This is a genomic window from Proteus sp. MB838 (genome assembly GCF_054767435.1).
The window spans coordinates 59,797-80,630 of record NZ_BAABMO010000013.1; the positions used below are offsets into that span (position 1 = coordinate 59,797).

The window sequence follows — 20,834 nt, forward strand, 5'->3', positions numbered from 1 at the left end:
TAATTTTTTTTAACATAGGATAAAAAATTAATTATCAATAATAATTTTGTGACTATAAATAATTTACTCAACTAACCGATAACAAAAAGTATGAATTTGACTCATTCAAGTAGGAGAGCTTGAGCTCGTTAAAATTCAGCTTAAAAAACATTGATATTTAATGAAATATTATCAGTAGTTGATAGGAGGAAAGAGGTCACCAATGTCAAAAGTTTATCCTATTTCTCAAATTATTGGACATAAAATTCGCCAACAGCGCCAACACTTGCGTTTATCCGCTAAAGCAGTGGCTGAAAGAGTCGGCGTTAGCCAACAGCAATTTTCACGCTATGAGAATGGGCTATGTAAAATTGATGTTGATATGCTCTTCCTTATTGCTAAAGAATTAAATGTTACACCAACCGCTTTTCTTCCTTCACCGCTTAATGAAGATCCTATCGCTTCTTCCAGCGCTGTCACCCAATCTAAGCTATTTTGGAGTGCACAGAGTCAAATTTAATGATCTAATATGGAAATCAGTGATTGCTCGTCTTTGTCAGATAGTTAATAAGATTTCCATCTATTCTCTTTAACACTATGATTTTACTTAGTATTAAAAAGCAAACCTATTGAGTATATTTATCTATCATTTCTTAATAACAAAATTTTTTCTTTTAAAAAAGAGTTAGTTAATCTTATTTTTATCCTTTCCCACTTCAAATTAAACGATATTTTTCTTACATAAGTTTCTGCTATTTTTGCTATAAATCATGTTAATCTTAATAAGAATAATAACAATTATCATTCAATATATAAGGATTAAACATGAACTCTCGTTATGTGCGTGCTCTCACGTTGTTATCATTAATTCCCACTTCTGTCTTCGCTCTTGAGTATCCCGTAGGTCAACCAATTATTAAAAATGGCATGGAAATTCAAGGTGTCTATCTACAACCTATCACAATGGACACAGAGGAAGGCCATCATGCAATGAAGCACCTACCTGCTGATAAAGCTGATATCCATTTAGAAGCAGATATTCATGCTGTTGAAGATAATCCGAATGGTTTTGCTGAAGGTGATTGGATCCCTTATCTCACTGTTGAATATACCGTGACTAAATTAGATGCACCGGAGAAAAAACAGCAGGGAACTTTTATGGCCATGGTCGCCAGTGATGATCCTCATTATGGTGAAAACCTAAAATTAGATGGCAACGGCCAATATAACGTTACCTATAAAATTTACCCGCCTTCTTACAATAAAGATGTCGTTTTTGGTCGTCATATCGACAAAGAGACGGGGGTAGCCGCTTGGTTCGAGCCTTTTGAAGTGTCATGGGATTTTAACTATAGCGGTACTGGTCGTAAAGGCAGTTACTAATTAGCTTAATTATTGATAGCCCTGTGTATAGGGCTATCTCCTCTGTTTTGTTAAGTGAAATTTCAATGATTAAACATCTCTATCAATACACGCTATTACTGCTATTAATGATAGCAAGCTCTACTTTAGCCGCAGAAAAATACACCGTTGAATTAGAAATGAAAGAGGGGGAACTGATCCCTCGAGTTTTAAATGTTCCTGCTAAAACTCCTATACGGATCAAAATTCGCAATACCGGTAGTAGCCCCGTTGAATTTGAAAGCACTCAATTACGTAAAGAAAAAGTATTAGCGCCTGGGGCAAGTTCTGTCGTTGTGATTGCGCCTCTAAAACCTGGACGTTACACCTTCTTTGATGATTTTCATCTGTCTCACCCTCAAGGTGAAATCGTTGCGACTGAAAAGGCTGAATAAATATGGGACAAGTTCTATTTGTTGTTTGGCGAGAAAGTTTTGAAGCTCTGCTGGTGGTAGGGATCATTTATGCATGGATAAAACGCTCTCCTACCCCTAAACAAGGTATGAAATATCTCTGGGGGGGAGTAATAGTAGGAATACTACTCTCTATTCTTTTAGCTCTTAGCATTTATGGGGTATTTAGCTCCTTAGAAGATATCTGGCAATCTCTGTTTATGATTATGATGGAAATTATTGCCTGCCTATTAATTGTTCAGATGGTCTATTGGATGAACAAACAAGGTAAATCACTAAAAGCCAATATCGAAAACGAATTGACACAAAAAACGCAACAACAAAGTGTCTGGGGGATTTTACTGATCATCGCCATTGCCATTGCGAGAGAAGGCAGCGAAGTGGTTGTTTTCCTATCAAGCCATATTATGGCTCTCACAGCACAAACCGCGTTGCCTTTCTTGATTGAAGTATTCATTGGCCTATTGATAGCGGGACTAACTCTATGGTTATTTTTGCTAACATCAAAAATGATTTCTTGGCGTAAATTCTTTGTTATTACCGGATTTTTACTGCTTTTCCTCGCCGTTTCCTTGCTATTAAAAGCAGTAGAAGAGATAGCTAATCTACTTATTGAAATGGATATTGAATTACCTGACTTTTTGATTTATCCACTATGGGATCTTAGCCATATTCTGGATGATTCAAGCATTTTTGGTAATTTCTTAGTTTCATTCTTTGCTTATCGCTCGCAACCCATTGGTTTAAGTGTCGTTACTTTTATTGTGTTTTGGTTGGTGGTCGCACTGTTATTTAAACAAGGGGATCGTCATGCCAAATAGCGCCCTATTGAAAGGTGATCATATTGTCATCTTGCTATTGATATCACTATGCTCTTTTTCTGTTTCTGCAAAAAAAATCATTCAAGGCATTACTCAAGATAGTGAAAATATTGTTGTTGCTAAAGGGGATATTCCCACTCCTGAAAAATTTACAACCAATATTCTTAACTACCGGCAGAAAGCTGTTGATCAGTTGACCTTAGTTGAAACTGCATTAAAAAATGTCATTGTTAACAGTGAAAAAAATCAACTGACTGATGCCCAACTCGCCTATCAACAAGCGCATTATCACTATGAGGTGATCCGCCCGATTATTGCATTGTTTGGCGCTACTGAACGCCTATTAAATAATCGGGCTGATTTCTTTCTTGAAAGAGAAAACTCGCCCCGTTTTAGTGGATTTCATTTGGTTGAATATCAACTCTTTAAATTAGAGGATATGCAATCGTCAGCCGAGTCAGCCAAAGCACTGTTAAGAGGCATTAGTGATCTAAAAAAACGCTTAGCGATTGAAGATATTCCCATTGCTAAATTAGTGCAATCTGCAGGTGATAGTTTAGAGCTGATTTTAACCGACAAATTAGCCGGCATTGAAAATCAATATGCAAAAAGTGATCTGGGGGATGGGTATGCCAATTTATACGGTTCACGCCTAATCATTGAGTCTCTATCTAACCATATTCCACTTCAGGAATATCAATCACTACGCAAACAGTATGACACTATTAGCAAACTATTTTTAAAATATCAGCGAGATGAAGAACTATTCCAGCCTTTAGATACGCTTTCTGATAGTGAGAAAGCAGTGCTCTTTGCACAAATAACACAATTAGCGGAGCAAGTTGCACAATTACGTAACGTGCTCAATATTGATGTCTATTATTACTATAAAGAAGCATATGGTGAAAAATAAAACTCTGTTTAAATCACTCCTCACAATCCCCGTTAACCACCATAAACGTACAACGTTAAAATGGTTAGGCGGTAGTTTACTGCTTGCCAGTATGGGCGCAAATGCCATCGAAAAAAACAAGTGTTCACCAACACTTCGTTATCAACGTGCTATTAACTACTTAGGAAAACATCAAGCTGGGGTTATCACGCCAGAACAAAAGCATGCTTCATTTATTGCACTTGATTTAACAGTAACAACCCCTGAGGAAGTAGAAAAAATTTTCCGAACCTTAACACAGCGGATTGCTTTTTTAACACAATCTCGTGAACTTAAAGAAAGTCATAATCCTCACCTTCCCCCGCAGGATCCGGTATTTTAGGTAGCCAATTATATCCTGATGAATTAACCATCACAGTGGCGTTAGGGGATAGTTTTTTTGATAATCGGTTTGGTTTTCAAGCTCATAAACCCAAACGCCTTGAAGCAATGAAACCCTTCCCCAACGATCGCTTAGATCCTAAATGGTGTGGCGGTGATCTGTTACTTCAGCTTTGTGCCAATAGTCAAGAAAGTATCATTTATGCATTAAGAGATATTTTAAAATATCTTTCTGGGCAAGTGCATGCACGATGGAAAATAGATGGTTTTCTACCTGCTCGTGATATTGATAATCAACAAACGCCAATTAATTTATTTGGTTTTAAAGATGGCACAGGTAATGCCCCTGCCACTGACACTCATTTAATGGATGATTTAGTGTGGATCACCGATAAACAAAATGAACCGCAGTGGTGCTTAGGAGGTAGCTATCAAGCGGTGAGACTTATTCGTTTTGCCTTGGAATTTTGGGATAGAACACCTCTTGAAGATCAGGAGAATAACTTTGGTCGTCATCGTGCAACAGGCGCGCCGATAGGAATGAAGCAAGAAATGGACTCACCTGAATTTGAGCAAGATCCTCATGGCGACAGGATACTCTTTGATTCCCATATGAGACGAGCAGAGCCCAGAACCCCCGAACGTTATAGTGCCAAACTGCGTCGTCGCAGTTATAGCTACTCATTAGGGCTAACGCCGTCAGGGCAATTAGATATGGGGCTTGTCTTTGTCTCATTTCAGAATAACCTTAAAAAAGGCTTTATTGATACGCAAAAGCGTTTAAATGGTGAACCGTTAGAGCGCTATATAAAACCTTTTGGTGGGGGTTATTACTTCGTATTACCCGGCGTCACACAAGCAAGCGATATATTAGCTAAAGGACTATTTACTTAAATTTTGCTATTTTCAAATACGTTTACTTTTCCAGTAAACGTATTTGATAAAAATATTCGCAATATTAAGATAAAACATGGCGAATTTTTGCTTTTAATGCATTACCTAATTCTATTTGGTTTTCAGGTTTAATAAATCCCATGGTCAATGCGGCTGCGACCATTTCACCTTTCCTATTAAATACAGGACATGCAATAGATTGAGCTCCAGGAATACCTTCAGCGGGTTGTTGGCGAATAGCAAAACCCTGTTGATGTATACTGTTTTTTTGCTGTATTGATAAATCAGCATCAATTTCTAAATGACTAAAGACTGCATAAGTCGCGCCTGCCGCACTCAATTTATGTGGAACGGGTGTATTTGGCAAAAAATCAATATCGACATGTTTAAAACTACGATTATATCTCACTAAATAGAGCTTCTTACCTTGAGCAATAACAAGTCCTGTTGACATATTATGCTCATCTCTAAATTCACAAAGTCTTTGATTAATTTCATCAACTAAAGAGAGGTTTGTGTGTGTTGCCTCAGCTAGCATTATAATTTTGCTACCTAAACAATACTGCCCTCCTTCACTCTCTTGATAGAGCATGTCACTGCGGCAAAGAGACACTAAATATTTATGTAGACGACTTTTTGATAGTGAGCATGCCTTAGCTATCTCAGAAGAGCGTGCAGCACCTCCTTGAGATGCTAAAAACTCTAAAATAGTCACTGCGATATCAACAGAGTTAACCCCTTGAGAATTCTGCATTTATTTCTCCACGCCTAAGCCGTTATTTATCTTTATTTATGACGATATTTATTTGTTCTTTTTTTATCTATTTTTATAGTTATTCACACTAAAAATTTTATGAAAAATAAGAATATAAATCATTTTCTGTTGATTATCTTCTTTATTTATCCTCGAATGATCTAACTCAAGTTTATTATTGATGAACTGAGTTTATATATAGTTAACATTGTTATGTGTGAGAATGTCCTATGTATAAAAATAAACAGTGGGAATTAGATAGAAGAACGCTATTAAAAGGAATGGGAGCTATTGGTTTGGCAGCTCTTTCCCCTAATGCGTTTAGCCTAGCTAATGAAAATAAACCCATATTTAACCAGAAAACTCGGATAAAATTATCTGAATATCAAACTTTTCAATCCACCTGTGCAATGGAATGTCTCCATTGTAACCTAACCGCTTTTACTCATCAGGGAAAACTAATCAAAATTGAAGCTACAGAAGGCTTTAATGTCAAATGTTGTTTACGAGGAATTAGCCGAACTAAATGGGTATATCATAAGGATAGACTCACTACACCTTTGCTACGTGTTGGCGAAAAAGGTAAGGCTGAGTTTAAACCTATTAGCTGGAATGACGCTTTAGATCTTATCGAAAAAAATATTCGAGAAACTATCGATAAATATGGCAACGAAGGGCTTTTTATTTCTACTCACGCTGGAAATATGGATTCCATCAAAAACGATATGGGTAAAGCCTTTTTCGACTATTTAGGCGGTTCTACAAAACAAGCCGGCTCTTTATGTTGCTCTGCGGTTACTGCAGCTATGATCCCTATGGTTGGCCTACGCTATGCAGATACGCGTGATACGGTAAAAGATAGCCGTTATATTCTATGTTGGGGCAATAACCCAGCAGTAACTATGCACGCCTACTTTAAAAATTATAATCAGGCTCGCCGTAATGGCGCCAGAATGGTAGTCATTGATCCGCGTTTTAATGAAACCGCAGCCAAAGCTGATGAGTGGATCCCCATTATTCCGGGTACCGATACCGCCCTTGCATTAGGAATGATCAAATTAATCATTGAAGAAAATCTTACAGATAAACCTTTTTTGCGTGCCCATACCGGAGCGGTGTATTTAGTCGATGAACAACAAAAACTACTACGTGATTCAGCTAGTGATAAAGATAGCTATTTAGTCTTTGATACCCTAACTCAGCAAATTGTTCGCCATGATACCCCCAATATTGTACCGGCGTTAACTCATGATGAACTGCCAAATAAAATAAATTACACCACCGTTTTTGAACAAATCTATTTACAAGCTAAACCCTGGACTATCGAAAAAACCAGTAAAGAAACAGATATTCCACAAGAGACTATTATTCGTTTAGCTCGAGACTACGCGACAATAAAGCCTGCAATGATTGCACAAAATATGTCTGGCGCACAACGCACTGAATTTGGTGCCTATGTTGCGGCAAGCCAGTTTTATCTTGCTCTATTAACCGGCAATATTGGTAAAAAAGGCGCGGGTATTTGTGATGCCGGTGGCGTGCGTCAGATGGCAAAATTTAATCCTATTATTCCCCCAGCACCAAATGTTAAACCCATTAATCCCATTCCTGTTGCAAAAGTGGGTGAATGGATAGTCAACGAAAGACCCCACCCGATTAATTTCTGGTGGATCATGACAATGGGGGTGATGACACAATTACCCAATACCAATATGGTACGTAAGGCGCTAAAAAAAGTTCCTTTTGTTGTCGTAGCTGATAATTTAATGTCATCAACAGCGCTTTATGCCGACTTAGTACTTCCAGTGACAACCATTTTTGAAGATACAAGTTTAATGGCTGGTGTGCGTAGCCAATATGTTCAATTAATGGAAAAAGCCGTTGAACCACCAGGAGAAGCAAAGCCTGATTATTGGATTTTTGCCCGCCTTGCTGAACGCTTTGGTTTCGGTGACGTATTTAATCAACCTATTGAGCACTATATTGATACTTGCCTCGCGGGATCGGGGATTACGCGAGAAATGCTAGAAAAAGGGCCTGTACGACCTGTAGAAGGCGATTGGATCCCATTTAAAGACGGAATATTTCGTACATCAACCCAAAAAGCACATTTCTTTATTGAAGAATGGCAAGATAAAAACTACTCCCCTATAGTCACTTATTATCCAGTAAAGGAATCGACAACAGGCTCCCCTGAATTAGCGAAAAAATATCCGTTAATGGCTGTGCAACGTAAGCTAGCACGTAGTGTTCATTCAAGCCATGGGATGAATGAATGGATTTTAGAAGTACAGCGTAATCAACCCAATATTTTAATACATCCTAATGATGCGTTATCTCGTGGAATAAACAATGGTGATTGGGTGTTTGCTTTTAATGATAGAGGTGAACATAGAGCAATAGCCGTTGTCACCACTCACATAAAACAAGGTGTTGTTTCTCTTGATAATGGTTGGTGGGAACAACAAGGGGGGAGTAGTAGCCATGTAACCAATGACCATGTTGAACCTTTAGGTAATGGTCATTGTTGTAACAGTACCCTAGTTAATGTAAGACGGGAGGCATAATCATGGCTAAAAAACAGTATGGTTTTCTGATTAATAGTAAAGATTGTTATGGCTGTCGCACTTGTTCGATGGCTTGTAAATCAGAAAATGTTACCCCTCCAGGAGTCTTGTGGCGTAGAGTACGCGAATTCAATGAAGATCTACCCAATGCGCAAGCTTTTATCACTATGTCCTGTAATCATTGTGACGATCCACAATGCTTAAAAGTATGCCCTGCCGATACTTATACTAAGCGAGCTGATGGGATTGTGATACAGGATCATGACAAATGTATTGGTTGCCAAATGTGCATTATGGCATGCCCTTATAATGCGCCGGTTTACGATCCTGTAGAAGGGAAGACCAGTAAATGTAATATGTGTGCCGATAGAATAGACGAAGGCTTAAAACCTCGCTGTGTTGAATCTTGTCCAACTGGTGCCATTGAGTTTGGCGAAATTGAAGATTTGCGCCAAAAACATATCACAAATTGGGCATTATTAGAAAAACGTTATGGGGTTCCTGATCATACCATCAGTCATCCTAATATTGTCATTATTGGTATGGAGGATTAACCATGCATGATTATCAAATGCCTTTGGTTCTATTCACCGTAATGAGTCAATGGGGGATCGGTGCCGTACTTGCCTTATCTCTTTATCAATGGCAAACACAAAACTCCGCCATGTTAAGCCCCAAAGCGTTACGTACAACGATTGCCCTTATTTGGTTAATTGAAGTAATTGGTTCTTCTATGTCAATGGGACACCTAGGCGATCCTCTCGGCGCTTATCGCTCAGTACTTGGTGTTGCTCACTCATGGTTAAGTCGTGAAGCTATTGCCTTTGTTATGTTAAACGGTTTAATTTCCCTCTGGGCATTAGCAAGTTGGCTACAACCAAATAAAATACGCCGTAATAGCCTACTAGGTCTGTTCTGTGGCCTTATTGGCTTACCCGTTATTTTAATAACAGCACAAATTTATTATCAAATGCAAACACATGCGTTATGGCATACCCCCGCAACACAAATAAGTTTTATTGGTACGGCCCTATTATTGGGTTTTGGCTCTGTTATTCCTTGGTTACAGTTGCAAGGTAAAAAAACCATTCATACATTGCATTTCGGTGCTTTTATCGGCTTACTGTTAGTATTGATGGGATTAGTAATACGAGTTCAAATTTCAGGTGCTAACGTAGCGAGCTTATTGTTATGGTGGCAAGTCATCGCCAGTTTAATAATAGGATGTGTTATTATCACACTATCTCGTAGCTCTTTGTTTACAAAGGCTTTAATATCAATTATTACTATTTTTATCCTTTTTAGCGGTGAAATCGCCGGCAGAATGCTATTTTATGGCAATGTGATGTCCCAATCACCTTGGTTTTAATTTTTATTTTCCCTAACATGAGTCCTATTTATTTTGCCCCAAATTTATTTGGGGCTTTTTTATACTTCAAACAACATTCTTTTTAAGATATTAAGTGACATATCAATATTCTTTTTCTCTTTGATGAAATAATCATCTAGCTATCTTGAATAATAATAGGCAAAATTAACATCAATGAGTTAGCTAAATTCCCTGTTTATTATTAGAAAAGAGAGCGCTTCACATGACTGGATTAATTATCACCATCGCGTTATTGGGTCTTATTTTTTATTATTACAACCGTATTATCTCTATGCGTGAAGCGGTTATCTCAAGTGAAACAGAAATATCGGTACAACTCGACCGTCGTGGTAAAGTGTTTGATAGCTTATTAGCTACAGTAAAAAAATATCTTAGTCATGAAGCCGATGTTTTTACTAAAATCACCGAATTAAGAGCTAAAACACAAAGTAGCAATAACCAAGAAGCAAAAGCGGCAGAAGATGAGCTATCAAAAATTGTTTCAAGTGGTGCGATTAATGTCGCTGTTGAAAACTATCCTGAACTCAAATCAGATACTATCATGGCTAATTTACAAGAAGAGATTGTCTCAACGGAAAATAAACTCTCTTTTGCTAAACGTGGCTATAACCGTACCTTAGAGCAATATCGTGCGTTTATCGCCTCTATCCCTGCGGTATTTATTGTGAAGATTTTTCCAAGTCTCGTGATTAATAAAGAATACTGGCGTCTTGATGAAACAGCGATTAAATCAGAAGAAGCGCGCCGTATTAACTTTGATTAACACCACGCACCATAGCTTATACATAAAATAATACGGTAGATATTATTGGAGAATAATAAATGGATTTCAGAAATGTACTGCGAAAAAATGCCATTCGCACTCGGTTTGTGATAGTCACCTATTTACTATTAATGCTAATGATCGGCTTATTAGTTGATAGCGCGATAGGTGCCAATCCTCATTTAAGTTTAATTGATAATATGCTGGCATTTCTGACATTCCAATCACTGCCTATTGCTTCATTGATTATTGTTGCCATTTCAATTGTGTTGCTGATTATTGTTCACTTTAAAGGGCATAAAATCATGTTGACGGGCATGAAAGCGCGACTAATTAATCCTGAAGAGCCATTAAATGCCCAAGAGCGACAATTATTAAATATCGTGGAAGAGCTTAGTTTAAGTGCGACTTTGGGCTATATCCCTAAGCTTTATATTTTAGATACACCAGAAGCCAATGCCTTTGCTGCCGGCTGGTCTGAAAAAAATGCCTTTATTGGTGTCACTCGTGGGTTGTTAAATCAACTTAATCGCCAAGAAATACAAGCCGTATTAGCCCATGAAACAGGTCATATTATTCATGGTGATACCCGTTTAACGCTGTATGTGGGTATTTTAGCAAATGTTATTTTAACGATAACAAATATCTTTGGTAGCCGCTTATATATAGCCTCTGGTAACCGTGGTGGTAAAAGTAATGATGCCGCCAGTAAAGCACGATTGATTTTAATTGTACTCAACGTTGTTTTACCCATTATTACTCAAGTGCTCTATTTCTATTTATCGCGGACACGTGAATATATGGCAGATGCGGCAGCGGTTGATCTTACCCAAGATAATCAATCAATGATCAATGCACTAAAGAAAATTGCAGCACAACACGAAACTGAAAATTTTGAAGATGGCTCTACAGGACGAGCATATCGCAAAGCAGCCTTTATTTTTAATAAGGGAGACTCTCTTTTTTCAACCCATCCTTCGATTGAAAATAGAATAGCAGTACTCGAAGGGAAAAAGACTTTTTAAACCAACAGATTAAAACAAAAGCGTTTATCCATTATTATGGAATAAATACATGAAATAAACGCTTTTTGATTATTCTATCATCATAGGATTGCTTAACGCTGTTTTTCACCATGATGAAAAATAGCCGTGCGTAGACGCTCTTGCTGTTCATAACGCTGAGCAAAAGCTATTGTGTTATCTTTACCTAATTCCACCAGCAATTCGTTCATCGTTTGTATGCTAGCACTGGCAATGGCCTCATCAACCTGCTTAATCACTTCCTCATAATGAGACATAATTATTCCTCTTTTCCTATAAAATACTTATTAACTATCATATAACAAGAAAGGAGACGTTCTGTATTTTTAGTCATAAAAAAAGTGATTAAATGGAATTAAGTGGTCTATTTTTGGTTTCTTTACCTAATAACATAACCGCTAGTACCGCTATCACAATGGAAAGGCTAAAAATAAGAAAAATAGTGCTTATGTCAAATTGATATTGCACTAAATAGCCTACCATCAGTGGCCCTAATACTCCGCCAATACGGCCTATTGCCGTCGCCGTTCCAGCGCCTGTAGCTCGTATACCATCAGGATATTGTTCTGGGGTATAGGCATATAATGCCCCCCACGCACCTAAATTAAAAAATGATAACAACATACCGAACACTAATAGTGTGGTTGTGGAATCGGCTACGCTAAAATAGTAAGCGCTAATCGCGGTGCCTGCTAAATAGGTGATTAACACAAATTTACGACCATAACGTTCAATAAACCATGCTGCGGTAAAATAGCCCGGTAACTGAGCGAGTGTCATGATCAACACATATTGAAAGCTTTTAATTAAACTAAAGCCTTTTAACATTGCGACACTCGGTAGCCATAAAAAAATGCCATAATAAGAGAACACCACACAAAACCATAATACCCACAACATCAGTGTTGAACGGCGATATTGAGGTGACCAAATCAATGCCATTGATTGGCGAAGAGATAAACGATTTTGTAATAATAACTGCGTGGAACTGGGTTCTGGTAACTTTGAACGCAAATAGAGTGCATAAACTGCGGGTAGTGCGCTCAATAACATAGCCATACGCCAGCCATAATCAGGAATAATAAAATACGCTATTAACGCGGCAATTAACCACCCTACCGCCCAAAAACTCTCTAATAAAACAACAATACGACCACGCTCATGAGCTTTAACACTTTCACTCACCAATGTAGAAGCAACGGGTAATTCTCCGCCTAAGCCCATACCAATAAAAAAGCGTAAAATTAATACCACCATTAAGGAGCTTGCTAATGCAGTTAAACCGCAACCAAGGCTAAATAGCAGCAACGTTAAGATAAATACCGGTTTACGACCTTTTCTATCGGCCATAATGCCAAAGACAAAAGCGCCTACGGCCATACCGATAGAATTAATACTGCCAATCCAACCTAATTGCGCTGCTGTTAATCCCCAATCTTCTTTTAACGCCGTTAATAAAAAGGCGAGAAGCCCCACATCCATTGCATCGAAAGTCCACCCCATTCCGGCAATACATAACAATTTACGACGAGAAAGTACCGTTGGTTCTTTTGCTGTTTCGCTTGCCACTGCCATGCTTCTATCCTTTACCATCCCAAAGTTATTTGTTTAGTATACTAAACAAAGAAATTAGACTTGTTAATAGCAAAAGACAAATTTAAATAAAATTTAACATAACTGAATGAAATTTAGCTAAAAAAAATCGGCATCTGTTGTTTCAGACACCGATTTTAATTTTTATTACCTTAAACACTAATTTGTAGATTAGCTTCTTAAACCGCGACCTTTTTCAATTAAGTACCAGGCTACGATATAAAACACGGCAATAAACAGGCATAGTACCGTGATTGTCACCGTTAATGACACATCAGTGATCCCTAAAAAACCATAACGGAAACCGCTTATCATATAAACAATCGGGTTTAATTTAGAAACACCTTGCCAAAATGCAGGTAATAAGGAGAGTGAATAAAACACACCTCCTAAATAAGTTAATGGCGTTAAAACAAAGGTGGGAATAATACTAATATCATCAAAGGTTTTCGCAAAAATGGCATTCAACAATCCTGCGAGAGAAAAAACAATCGAGGTCATTAATAATGTCACCACAACCATTGTCCAAGAGTGTATCTCTAGTGGTACAAAAAATAGTGAAACCAGAGTGACCAATATCCCAACACAAATACCACGGGCGACACCACCACCCACAAATCCGGCAATAACAACATGGGTCGGTACTGGCGATACTAATAATTCTTCAATACTACGTTGGAATTTAGCGCCAAAAAATGAAGAGGAGACATTAGCATATGAGTTTGTGATCACCGCCATCATAATCAAGCCGGGAACAATAAACTGCATATAATCAACACCGCCCATATCACCAATACGCTTACCAATTAAGTTACCGAAAATAACAAAATAGAGCGACATCGTGATAACAGGAGGAATTAAAGTTTGTACCCAGATACGGCCAAAACGGGTCACTTCTTTAATCCAAATCGTCTTGAGGGCTACCCAATACAACTGAATCATTCCCTCTCTCCTTTTTCTGTTTCTGTATGATCTTCATTAACTAAATGCACAAATAACTCTTCAAGGCGGTTAGCTTTATTACGCATACTCAAAACTTGAATACCTTGTGCATTGAGCTGAGCAAAAACCCCATTCAATCCTTGCTCTCTTTTCACATCAACTTCTAGTGTTGATGTATCGACTAAACGATACTGGTAATTTTGTAATTCAGGTAACGGACTTTTTGCTGCTAAGTCCAAAATAAAGGTTTCAGACTCTAATTTACTTAATAAACCTTTCATACTGGTGTTTTCAACCAGTTCACCACGCTGAATAATACCAATATTCCGACACAGCATTTCTGCTTCTTCAAGATAATGTGTGGTTAATATAATAGTGGTGCCCTGTGCATTTAAATGTTGTAAAAACGTCCACATTGAACGACGTAATTCAATATCTACTCCCGCCGTTGGCTCATCGAGGATCAGCAATTTAGGCTCATGCATTAATGCACGCGCAATCATTAAACGCCGTTTCATTCCCCCAGATAAAAAACGTGCTCTATCATCTTTTTTCTCCCATAAATCTAATTGGGTTAAATACGTTTTTGCACGCTCTAATGCCACTTTACGTGGTACACCATAGTAGCCAGCCTGATTAAGGACAATTTGTAATACGGTTTCAAAAGGGTTGAAATTGAATTCTTGTGGCACTAATCCGAGTTGTCTTTTAGCATTAACCATATCGGTATCAGTGTCATAGCCAAATACTTTGACTTTACCACTGCTCTTATTCACCAAAGAGCTGATAATCCCTATGGTGGTCGATTTTCCTGCACCATTAGGGCCTAATAGCGCATAAAAATCCCCCGCTTCTACGGTTAAATTAATTCCTTTAAGCGCTTTGACACCATTATGGTAAGTTTTCGTTAACTCGGTTAACTCCAATGCATAAGTCATAAGTGGAAATTACCTTTTATCAACTGCATTATTCAGCATTGACTGAGCTGAAATCAGAAATAGCTATTCAACTAAGCCTTACTCCCCTGAGTGCAAATCAGGATAGGTATAGAAAATGGGCTTAGTTCAATAGGATCAAAATGGAATAAGATATTCTAGAGAAAAATAAGACGTAAATAAACCGTTTTACAGATAATGCCTCAAACAGATAAATAAATTTTATTTAACTATTTTAATAGTCAACAGAGCGAACACTGCAATTACTGATCAATAAAAATGACGATTAATTGTAGCTATTTTCCAGTATTAATCTCAATAAAAAGCCAATAATAACTAAATGTTATTATTTAGCCTGTTTGATAGCAATAAATTTATTGGCCTTATTACTCAATCTGACTGATAGATATTATCATGCGCTTTATTACCTCCAATAATTTATCAATAAAAAACGGACAGATACCGTTAACAGGTTTTATCCTCATCATTCGCCAGCCCAAATAAACATTAATATTTTTTATGAAAAAATAATTACCCTCGATTATTCAAAATAAGAATAATCGAGTTAACAATCAGTTATCTTTTTATACATTTGATTTACATCAAATAATGTGTTGATAAATTCATTAAACAAATACTGTAAAAAGTTCTATCTTATTTGAAAGCAAAAATAGACAAGCAATTAACTGTCACTTGGCTCAAAAAAAGCCTTCTGATTCATTTAAAAGTAATGGTATAAAAATACCCTTTCTTTATTGAGCTTAAACATCCAACAATAACACTAAAGCTATTTCGTGTTGGCCTACTGTCAGCGCAAATGGTGGGAAACTGAATTTACAGGCAGTCACATCATGATGAGAAAAATTGAAGAACTGTTAGCCAACAATAAACAATGGTCAAGTTCTGTTACAGAAGAAAACCCGCAATTTTTTAAAGAGCTGAGTAAAGGCCAAAAACCTCATTTCTTATGGATTGGTTGTTCAGACAGCCGCGTCCCCGCTGAAAAATTAATTAATGCCGCCCCTGGTGATTTATTTGTACACCGCAATGTGGCAAACCTTGTGATCCACACCGACTTAAACTGTCTTTCTGTTATTCAATATGCCGTTGATGTCCTACAAGTTGAGCATATTATTGTTTGTGGTCATTATGGCTGTGGTGGTATTGAAGCTGCTATTGAAGGGACTGAACTGGGCTTAATTAATAACTGGTTACTGCATATCCGTGATATCTGGTATAAACATAGCTCCATGTTAGGTGAACTCGCACCACAAGATAGATTAAATTTACTCTGTGAACTTAACGTGATAGAACAAGTTTATAACCTTGGTCACTCAACTATTATGCAAGCCGCATGGAAACGTGGACAAAAAGTGATGATCCACGGTTGGGTTTACGGTTTAAACAATGGTGAATTACACGATTTAGATATCACCTCAGACAGTCGTGAAAAACTAGAACTCTCTTATCGCCAAGCTATTGCAAAATTAAGCCATCCACGTTGATTTTCTAATATTAAACCCGCCAAAGCGGGTTTAATATACGATATAAATCAACAAGATTATTCATCTAGTAGCGTTACGTGACCAATATAAGGTAGGTGACGATAACGTTGTGCATAATCAATGCCGTAACCTATAACAAACTTATCTTCAATAGAGTAGCCAATCCACTCTACTGGCACATCCACTTCACGACGTGATGGCTTATCAAGTAGCGTACAGATAGCAATAGAGGCAGGCTCACGTAAACTTAAAATCTCTTTAACACGGTTTAAAGTATTACCTGAGTCAATAATATCTTCAACAATCAGAACATCTTTACCACGAATGTCTTCATCAAGATCTTTAATGATTTTAACGTCTCTTGTTGACGTCATTCCATTACCGTAACTTGATACTGTCATAAAATCGACTTCATGTGGCACTTCAATTTCACGACATAAATCCGCCATAAAAATAAAAGAGCCTTTTAATAAGCCAATTAAGACCAAATCGTGTTTTTCTTGACGAGAACGATAATGTTCTGTGATTTCACGACCTAATTCAGCAATACGCTGTTTGATCTCTTCTTCAGAGATCATGACATCAACAATATGTTTCATGATTTATTTCGATTGGGTTAACGGGGAAAGCAACCGATTGTACCAGAATTTCTATCATCATGCGACGTTGTCAATGAAGGAAAATAAGGGAATAAAATATTAGCTTTACTCCCTTTGCAAACTTTTATCGCTAATTTTGTTACTTATTACAGTAAAAATTATCGACTCACCGTAAAGCCCGCCATCATTCCTGTATCTTCATGTTCTAATAAGTGACAGTGAGCCATAAATGGGTGTTCCTTTGTCGCTAAATGGTCAAATTTTACAAGGATCTCGCTAATTTGCCCTTCCACTCTGACAATATCTTTCCAACCTTGGCGATGTTTTTCAGGTTTACGCCCATTTTCCGATAAAATACGAAACTGTGTTCCGTGAACATGGAATGGATGTAACATCATGTCGCCACGACCAGAAACCAGCCAGCGTTCATAAACCCCTTGTTTAACATCAAATGCAGGTTCGGTCATTGAGAATGAGATCCCATTGATGCTATTTGCATTATAAATATCGACATCCGCAGAGCCATGGCCGCAATTCATGCCGCCCCCCATCATGCCATTTCCATTGCCCTGACGCATATGACTCATACCGTGGTGAATTCCCGCTAACGCTTTATCACCGTAACGCTCCGTTAGCGCCATCATACCTTGCATATCTAAACGCATATCCATACGTAAATGTAATGAACGTGTCGCAATATGACTTAGTGATGGTAATGCAGGAATTAAGGCTAATTGATCAGGTAAAATACCCACCGCTTTTTCTGCTGAAGGCAGTAGACGTAATACAGGTAATACATTATCAAATGGCGCTAATACCATCCCCATTTGTCGGACAGGTAAAGTGACAATATCGAAATCACGTCCATCTGAAGTATCAACCAGTACTTCAAAACGCTCCCCCATTAAAATAGGGAGTTCTGTCACTTTGACTGGTTCCGCTAATAACCCACCATCGCTAGCAATTACATACATTGGTCGGCCATCACTGGTGGCTAAATTAAGACTACGTGCATTACAACCATTGAGGAAACGTAATCTAATCCAACCTTTTGGTACAATGTGTTGCGGTTGAATCGCACCATTAGTGAGCATCATGTCGCCAAACCAACCTACTGCAGCACTCATCACATCAAGTTGATAGTCAATTTGACCGTTACTGTCTAAGCGTTTGTCTTGTAAAATAACCGGTAAATCATCCACTCCCCAGCGGTGAGGTAACTTTCGCTTGGCCGTTTCGTCATCCTCGATGATCACTAATCCCCCTAACCCCATTGCCACCTGTTTTCCGGTGATCCCATGAGTATGGGGATGAAACCAACATGTCGACTCCGCTTGATCTGGCGTAAAAGTTACTGTTCGTGATTTACCCGGTGCGATAGTTGCTTGAGGACCTCCATCTTGTTCACCACTTATCTCAAGACCATGCCAATGCACCGTCGTAGTCTCTGGCAGCGTGTTATTGATCTCAATAGTAACAGGTTCACCACGTTTTAATTTTAATGCTGGGCCTAATAAGCTACCGTTATACCCCCAAGTAGTTGTACTTGCTGTAGCAGTAAACTGGGAAACACCTTGTTGGATATTAAGAACAATCTTTTGTTGTTTGTCTGGGCTAATTTGAGGTGGAATAGCGAGTGAAGGCGTGTTAGTTTGGGCGAATGCGAGACGGCTCCAACTTGGTAATAGTGTGACGGCGCTTAATGTTGCCCCTAATTTTAAAAATTCACGACGTTGCATAATGTATTCCTTTGAATAAAATCAATTACTCTATATTTGTCATAATTAGGTAAATAAATTTATCGATAAACTATTGAGCAATGCTAAAGTCTCCCCTTACTGGAAGGTCAAATAGAAACCACACAAAGCAACGGGTCTTTGCAAAACTTTTAACTTAATTAAGTCAAATAACAAATCTTGTGAAATCATCACATATAGGAATGTCACCACTAATGAAAAAAATGTTCGCTTTGTTCTGCACTATTATTCTTTCTTTTGCCACGCTTTTTTCTTCTAGTGCAAAAGCACTCACTTATACTCAAGCAGAAGACTTAGCTGATTTAACCGCGGTATACCTGTTTTTAAATAATGATTGTGGTTATGAGCAGATCTCAAAACAAAAAATAGAACGAGCGCTGATTATTTTTTCACAATCTCAGCAGTGGGATGTCTCTAATTATTCAATGCTCCCAATGAGCAAGCTTAATGAAGATAGTTATCAGGATTTAAAAAATATACAAATTGCTCATAACAAAAAATGTCAACTACTAGCCCAAAAATCACTTAGCTTACTAAACTATTAATTGTATAAAAAAGCCACTCTATCAAACTGATACAGTGGCTTTTCAATTTATTATATCTGTCGATATCTTATTGTTATTGCTATTTTACTCACGTTTTCTTTTCTGCTTTCGTTCACTGTAAAACAAGGCAATAGAAGGAATACTTTGAATGATCAACATGCGCAATATATGATTCGACATCACAAAAGCCGCATCGACATTCATAGTGATCGCGGCAAATGTCATTGCTTCCATACTTCCCGGTGCCCAAGCTAATACCAGCGTTGTCCAAGGTGCCCCTGTTAAATAAGCCGCGCTCAATGCAACGATCACCGTTAAAATAACGTTGATAATGACCACTTGCACAGAGGAAAAAGCATTTTTAATTAACGAAGCAAAAGGAAAAACCACAAAATGTGCGCCAATATTCATCCCAATTAACACCATGCTGAGTTCATTTAATAGCATTGGAAAAGCAATCGGCTCACTGACAAAAGATTGTACCAATATTGCACTGCCTAATGATGTCAACATAAACGGTGCTGGAAAATGAATTTTCTGTAATAAAAGCCCAGATACTAGCCCTAACGCGACAATTAATAATAACCACATCGATGACAACAGTGTCATTTCAGGTAATGTAAACTCCGTAAGGGTTGCTTTATCTGAGCCAACAATAAATCCAGCCATAATAATCAATACGATTAAACGAATAGTATGAGAAATAACAATTTTTTGTGGTGGTGTTTTGGTATGATCTGTTAAAGCAAGAATAGCCGCCATCGCGCCAGGTACAGCGCCTAACATAGCCTCTTCTTTTGTCCAACCAATATGACGATGAAACCATAAGAAACTGACAACAAATTGAATGGCTAAACAAATAACGAGGATAATCAAAAGAAGCACTAAATTATCCGCACTCCCTAAATGTACTTGGTTAAACATCAATCCAACAGAGGTGCCTAAGGTCAGTTGGATAAAAGTCAGTGTATGCTTAGGAACAGAGAGCTGCCATTTAAAACGATAAGCAATAATAACCACGACGATTGGCCCAAACATCAACGCCATCGGTAGACCAGATAATGTTAATAACCCACCAATTAGTGCACAAAACAGAATTCCCGGTAGTTTTTTTAAAAATGACATGTTGTGTTATCCAGTTTTTTTAATTATGGTATCAATCCTATCACTGGTATAAATATTTAATAAACAAATAATGATAATTTAAATATTATTTTTATTAATATTAAGAGCTAATTATGTCATTAAAAATTACTACCACCCCGACGACGAATGAAATCAACGAAATTTATGAAGGCTTATTAACACATAACCTTCAGTATATTCAGATGGAGCAATATACGCCCTTAGCCGTTTTTAAAGAGGAAAATGGTAAAAAAATAGGTGGGATCACTGGTGATATATTAGGTAATTGGCTACGTATTCGTTATCTATGGGTTGATAAGGCCTATCGTGGTAACAATATTGGTACAGAATTACTGCAAGCAATGGAAAATACAGCTAAAAAGAAAGGTGCCAAATATGCTGAGGTGGATACTTTTAGCTTTCAAGCCCTGCCTTTTTATCAAAAGCAGGGATTTGAAATTTTTGGCACCTTAGAAAATTATCCGATTAGTGACAAAAAATATTATTTAAACAAAGTATTATAAATATTTTACAC

General features: G+C 37.6%; 21 protein-coding genes and 1 pseudogene. 14 read left to right on the forward strand and 8 right to left on the reverse strand.

Annotated elements, in window-relative coordinates; all coding sequences use genetic code 11:
* Nucleotides 1-202 precede the first annotated feature (202 nt).
* From ACYUCW_RS07850 to efeB, 6 genes and pseudogenes are all read left to right on the forward strand, one after another.
* Nucleotides 203-499, forward strand: a complete 297-nt coding sequence (locus tag ACYUCW_RS07850; protein ID WP_004245017.1) for a helix-turn-helix domain-containing protein — start codon at nucleotides 203-205, stop codon at nucleotides 497-499.
* Nucleotides 500-804: 305 nt separating this feature from the next.
* Nucleotides 805-1,362, forward strand: coding sequence for an iron transporter (locus tag ACYUCW_RS07855; RefSeq protein WP_460408345.1), 558 nt, complete (start codon nucleotides 805-807; stop codon nucleotides 1,360-1,362).
* Nucleotides 1,363-1,427: 65 nt separating this feature from the next.
* Nucleotides 1,428-1,775 carry a cupredoxin domain-containing protein gene (locus ACYUCW_RS07860; RefSeq protein ID WP_004245024.1) on the forward strand — a complete coding sequence of 116 codons (348 nt, stop codon included), beginning with the start codon at nucleotides 1,428-1,430 and terminating at the stop codon, nucleotides 1,773-1,775.
* 2 nt (nucleotides 1,776-1,777) lie between these two features.
* The gene (locus ACYUCW_RS07865; RefSeq protein ID WP_020945238.1) at nucleotides 1,778-2,614 is read left to right on the forward strand and encodes an FTR1 family iron permease; all 837 of its coding nucleotides are present in this window, start codon (nucleotides 1,778-1,780) and stop codon (nucleotides 2,612-2,614) included.
* Entirely contained in the window at nucleotides 2,604-3,527 is a 924-nt protein-coding gene (locus ACYUCW_RS07870) for an EfeM/EfeO family lipoprotein (RefSeq protein WP_004252518.1), read from the forward strand. Before ACYUCW_RS07865 ends, ACYUCW_RS07870 begins: the two co-directional genes overlap by 11 nt.
* Nucleotides 3,514-4,781, forward strand: a pseudogene (efeB, locus tag ACYUCW_RS07875) (iron uptake transporter deferrochelatase/peroxidase subunit). The gene ACYUCW_RS07870 and the pseudogene efeB overlap by 14 nt, the downstream one beginning before the upstream one ends.
* 64 nt (nucleotides 4,782-4,845) lie before the next feature.
* On the opposite strand, the gene ACYUCW_RS07880 reads toward efeB, so the two are convergent.
* A complete protein-coding gene (locus tag ACYUCW_RS07880; RefSeq protein WP_004245028.1) occupies nucleotides 4,846-5,535 on the reverse strand; it encodes a helix-turn-helix domain-containing protein in 690 nt (229 codons plus the stop codon).
* A 230-nt stretch (nucleotides 5,536-5,765) separates the two neighbouring features.
* Here ACYUCW_RS07880 and ACYUCW_RS07885 point away from each other — a divergent pair, with 230 nt between their 5' ends.
* The 5 genes from ACYUCW_RS07885 (at nucleotide 5,766) to htpX (ending at nucleotide 11,280) form a co-directional block, all read left to right on the forward strand.
* On the forward strand, nucleotides 5,766-8,102 hold the full coding sequence (locus ACYUCW_RS07885) for a molybdopterin-containing oxidoreductase family protein (RefSeq protein ID WP_460408346.1): 2,337 nt from the start codon (nucleotides 5,766-5,768) through the stop codon (nucleotides 8,100-8,102).
* Between the two features lie 2 nt (nucleotides 8,103-8,104).
* Nucleotides 8,105-8,656: a 4Fe-4S dicluster domain-containing protein gene (locus tag ACYUCW_RS07890; protein WP_004245030.1), complete on the forward strand. Its 552-nt coding sequence runs from the start codon at nucleotides 8,105-8,107 to the stop codon at nucleotides 8,654-8,656.
* A 2-nt stretch (nucleotides 8,657-8,658) separates the two neighbouring features.
* On the forward strand, nucleotides 8,659-9,471 hold the full coding sequence (locus ACYUCW_RS07895; protein WP_004247269.1) for a dimethyl sulfoxide reductase anchor subunit family protein: 813 nt from the start codon (nucleotides 8,659-8,661) through the stop codon (nucleotides 9,469-9,471).
* A gap of 223 nt (nucleotides 9,472-9,694) precedes the next feature.
* Nucleotides 9,695-10,255: a LemA family protein gene (locus ACYUCW_RS07900; protein ID WP_004245032.1), complete on the forward strand. Its 561-nt coding sequence runs from the start codon at nucleotides 9,695-9,697 to the stop codon at nucleotides 10,253-10,255.
* A 59-nt stretch (nucleotides 10,256-10,314) separates the two neighbouring features.
* Complete coding sequence (htpX, locus tag ACYUCW_RS07905; RefSeq protein WP_151253024.1) at nucleotides 10,315-11,280, forward strand: zinc metalloprotease HtpX; 966 nt, start codon at nucleotides 10,315-10,317, stop codon at nucleotides 11,278-11,280.
* A 92-nt stretch (nucleotides 11,281-11,372) separates the two neighbouring features.
* Here htpX and ACYUCW_RS07910 read toward each other — a convergent pair whose 3' ends face one another.
* From ACYUCW_RS07910 to ACYUCW_RS07925, 4 genes are all read right to left on the reverse strand, one after another.
* A complete protein-coding gene (locus ACYUCW_RS07910; protein ID WP_004245034.1) occupies nucleotides 11,373-11,555 on the reverse strand; it encodes a DUF2526 family protein in 183 nt (60 codons plus the stop codon).
* An 88-nt stretch (nucleotides 11,556-11,643) separates the two neighbouring features.
* Nucleotides 11,644-12,873: an MFS transporter gene (locus ACYUCW_RS07915; protein ID WP_460408347.1), complete on the reverse strand. Its 1,230-nt coding sequence runs from the start codon at nucleotides 12,871-12,873 to the stop codon at nucleotides 11,644-11,646.
* A 189-nt stretch (nucleotides 12,874-13,062) separates the two neighbouring features.
* Nucleotides 13,063-13,833 carry an ABC transporter permease gene (locus tag ACYUCW_RS07920; protein WP_004245036.1) on the reverse strand — a complete coding sequence of 257 codons (771 nt, stop codon included), beginning with the start codon at nucleotides 13,831-13,833 and terminating at the stop codon, nucleotides 13,063-13,065.
* Nucleotides 13,830-14,771, reverse strand: a complete 942-nt coding sequence (locus ACYUCW_RS07925) for an ABC transporter ATP-binding protein (RefSeq protein WP_004245037.1) — start codon at nucleotides 14,769-14,771, stop codon at nucleotides 13,830-13,832. Before ACYUCW_RS07925 ends, ACYUCW_RS07920 begins: the two co-directional genes overlap by 4 nt.
* Nucleotides 14,772-15,619: 848 nt before the next feature.
* Between ACYUCW_RS07925 and can the strand changes: the two genes are divergently transcribed.
* Complete coding sequence (gene can / locus ACYUCW_RS07930; RefSeq protein WP_004245038.1) at nucleotides 15,620-16,273, forward strand: carbonate dehydratase; 654 nt, start codon at nucleotides 15,620-15,622, stop codon at nucleotides 16,271-16,273.
* A gap of 56 nt (nucleotides 16,274-16,329) precedes the next feature.
* Here can and hpt read toward each other — a convergent pair whose 3' ends face one another.
* Together hpt and cueO are read right to left on the reverse strand one after the other, a co-directional pair.
* A complete protein-coding gene (gene hpt / locus ACYUCW_RS07935; RefSeq protein WP_004245039.1) occupies nucleotides 16,330-16,872 on the reverse strand; it encodes a hypoxanthine phosphoribosyltransferase in 543 nt (180 codons plus the stop codon).
* 158 nt (nucleotides 16,873-17,030) lie between these two features.
* Nucleotides 17,031-18,611: a multicopper oxidase CueO gene (gene cueO, locus ACYUCW_RS07940; protein ID WP_460408348.1), complete on the reverse strand. Its 1,581-nt coding sequence runs from the start codon at nucleotides 18,609-18,611 to the stop codon at nucleotides 17,031-17,033.
* 212 nt (nucleotides 18,612-18,823) lie between these two features.
* Here cueO and ACYUCW_RS07945 point away from each other — a divergent pair, with 212 nt between their 5' ends.
* Nucleotides 18,824-19,174 (forward strand): YacC family pilotin-like protein, encoded by a 351-nt coding sequence (locus ACYUCW_RS07945; RefSeq protein ID WP_004245041.1) that lies wholly within the window; start codon nucleotides 18,824-18,826, stop codon nucleotides 19,172-19,174.
* 84 nt (nucleotides 19,175-19,258) lie between these two features.
* On the opposite strand, the gene ACYUCW_RS07950 is transcribed toward ACYUCW_RS07945, so the two are convergent.
* Nucleotides 19,259-20,299, reverse strand: a complete 1,041-nt coding sequence (locus ACYUCW_RS07950) for an AbrB family transcriptional regulator (protein ID WP_004245042.1) — start codon at nucleotides 20,297-20,299, stop codon at nucleotides 19,259-19,261.
* A 113-nt stretch (nucleotides 20,300-20,412) separates the two neighbouring features.
* Between ACYUCW_RS07950 and ACYUCW_RS07955 the strand changes: the two genes are divergently transcribed.
* Nucleotides 20,413-20,823, forward strand: coding sequence for a GNAT family N-acetyltransferase (locus ACYUCW_RS07955; RefSeq protein ID WP_004252530.1), 411 nt, complete (start codon nucleotides 20,413-20,415; stop codon nucleotides 20,821-20,823).
* Nucleotides 20,824-20,834: the final 11 nt, after the last annotated feature.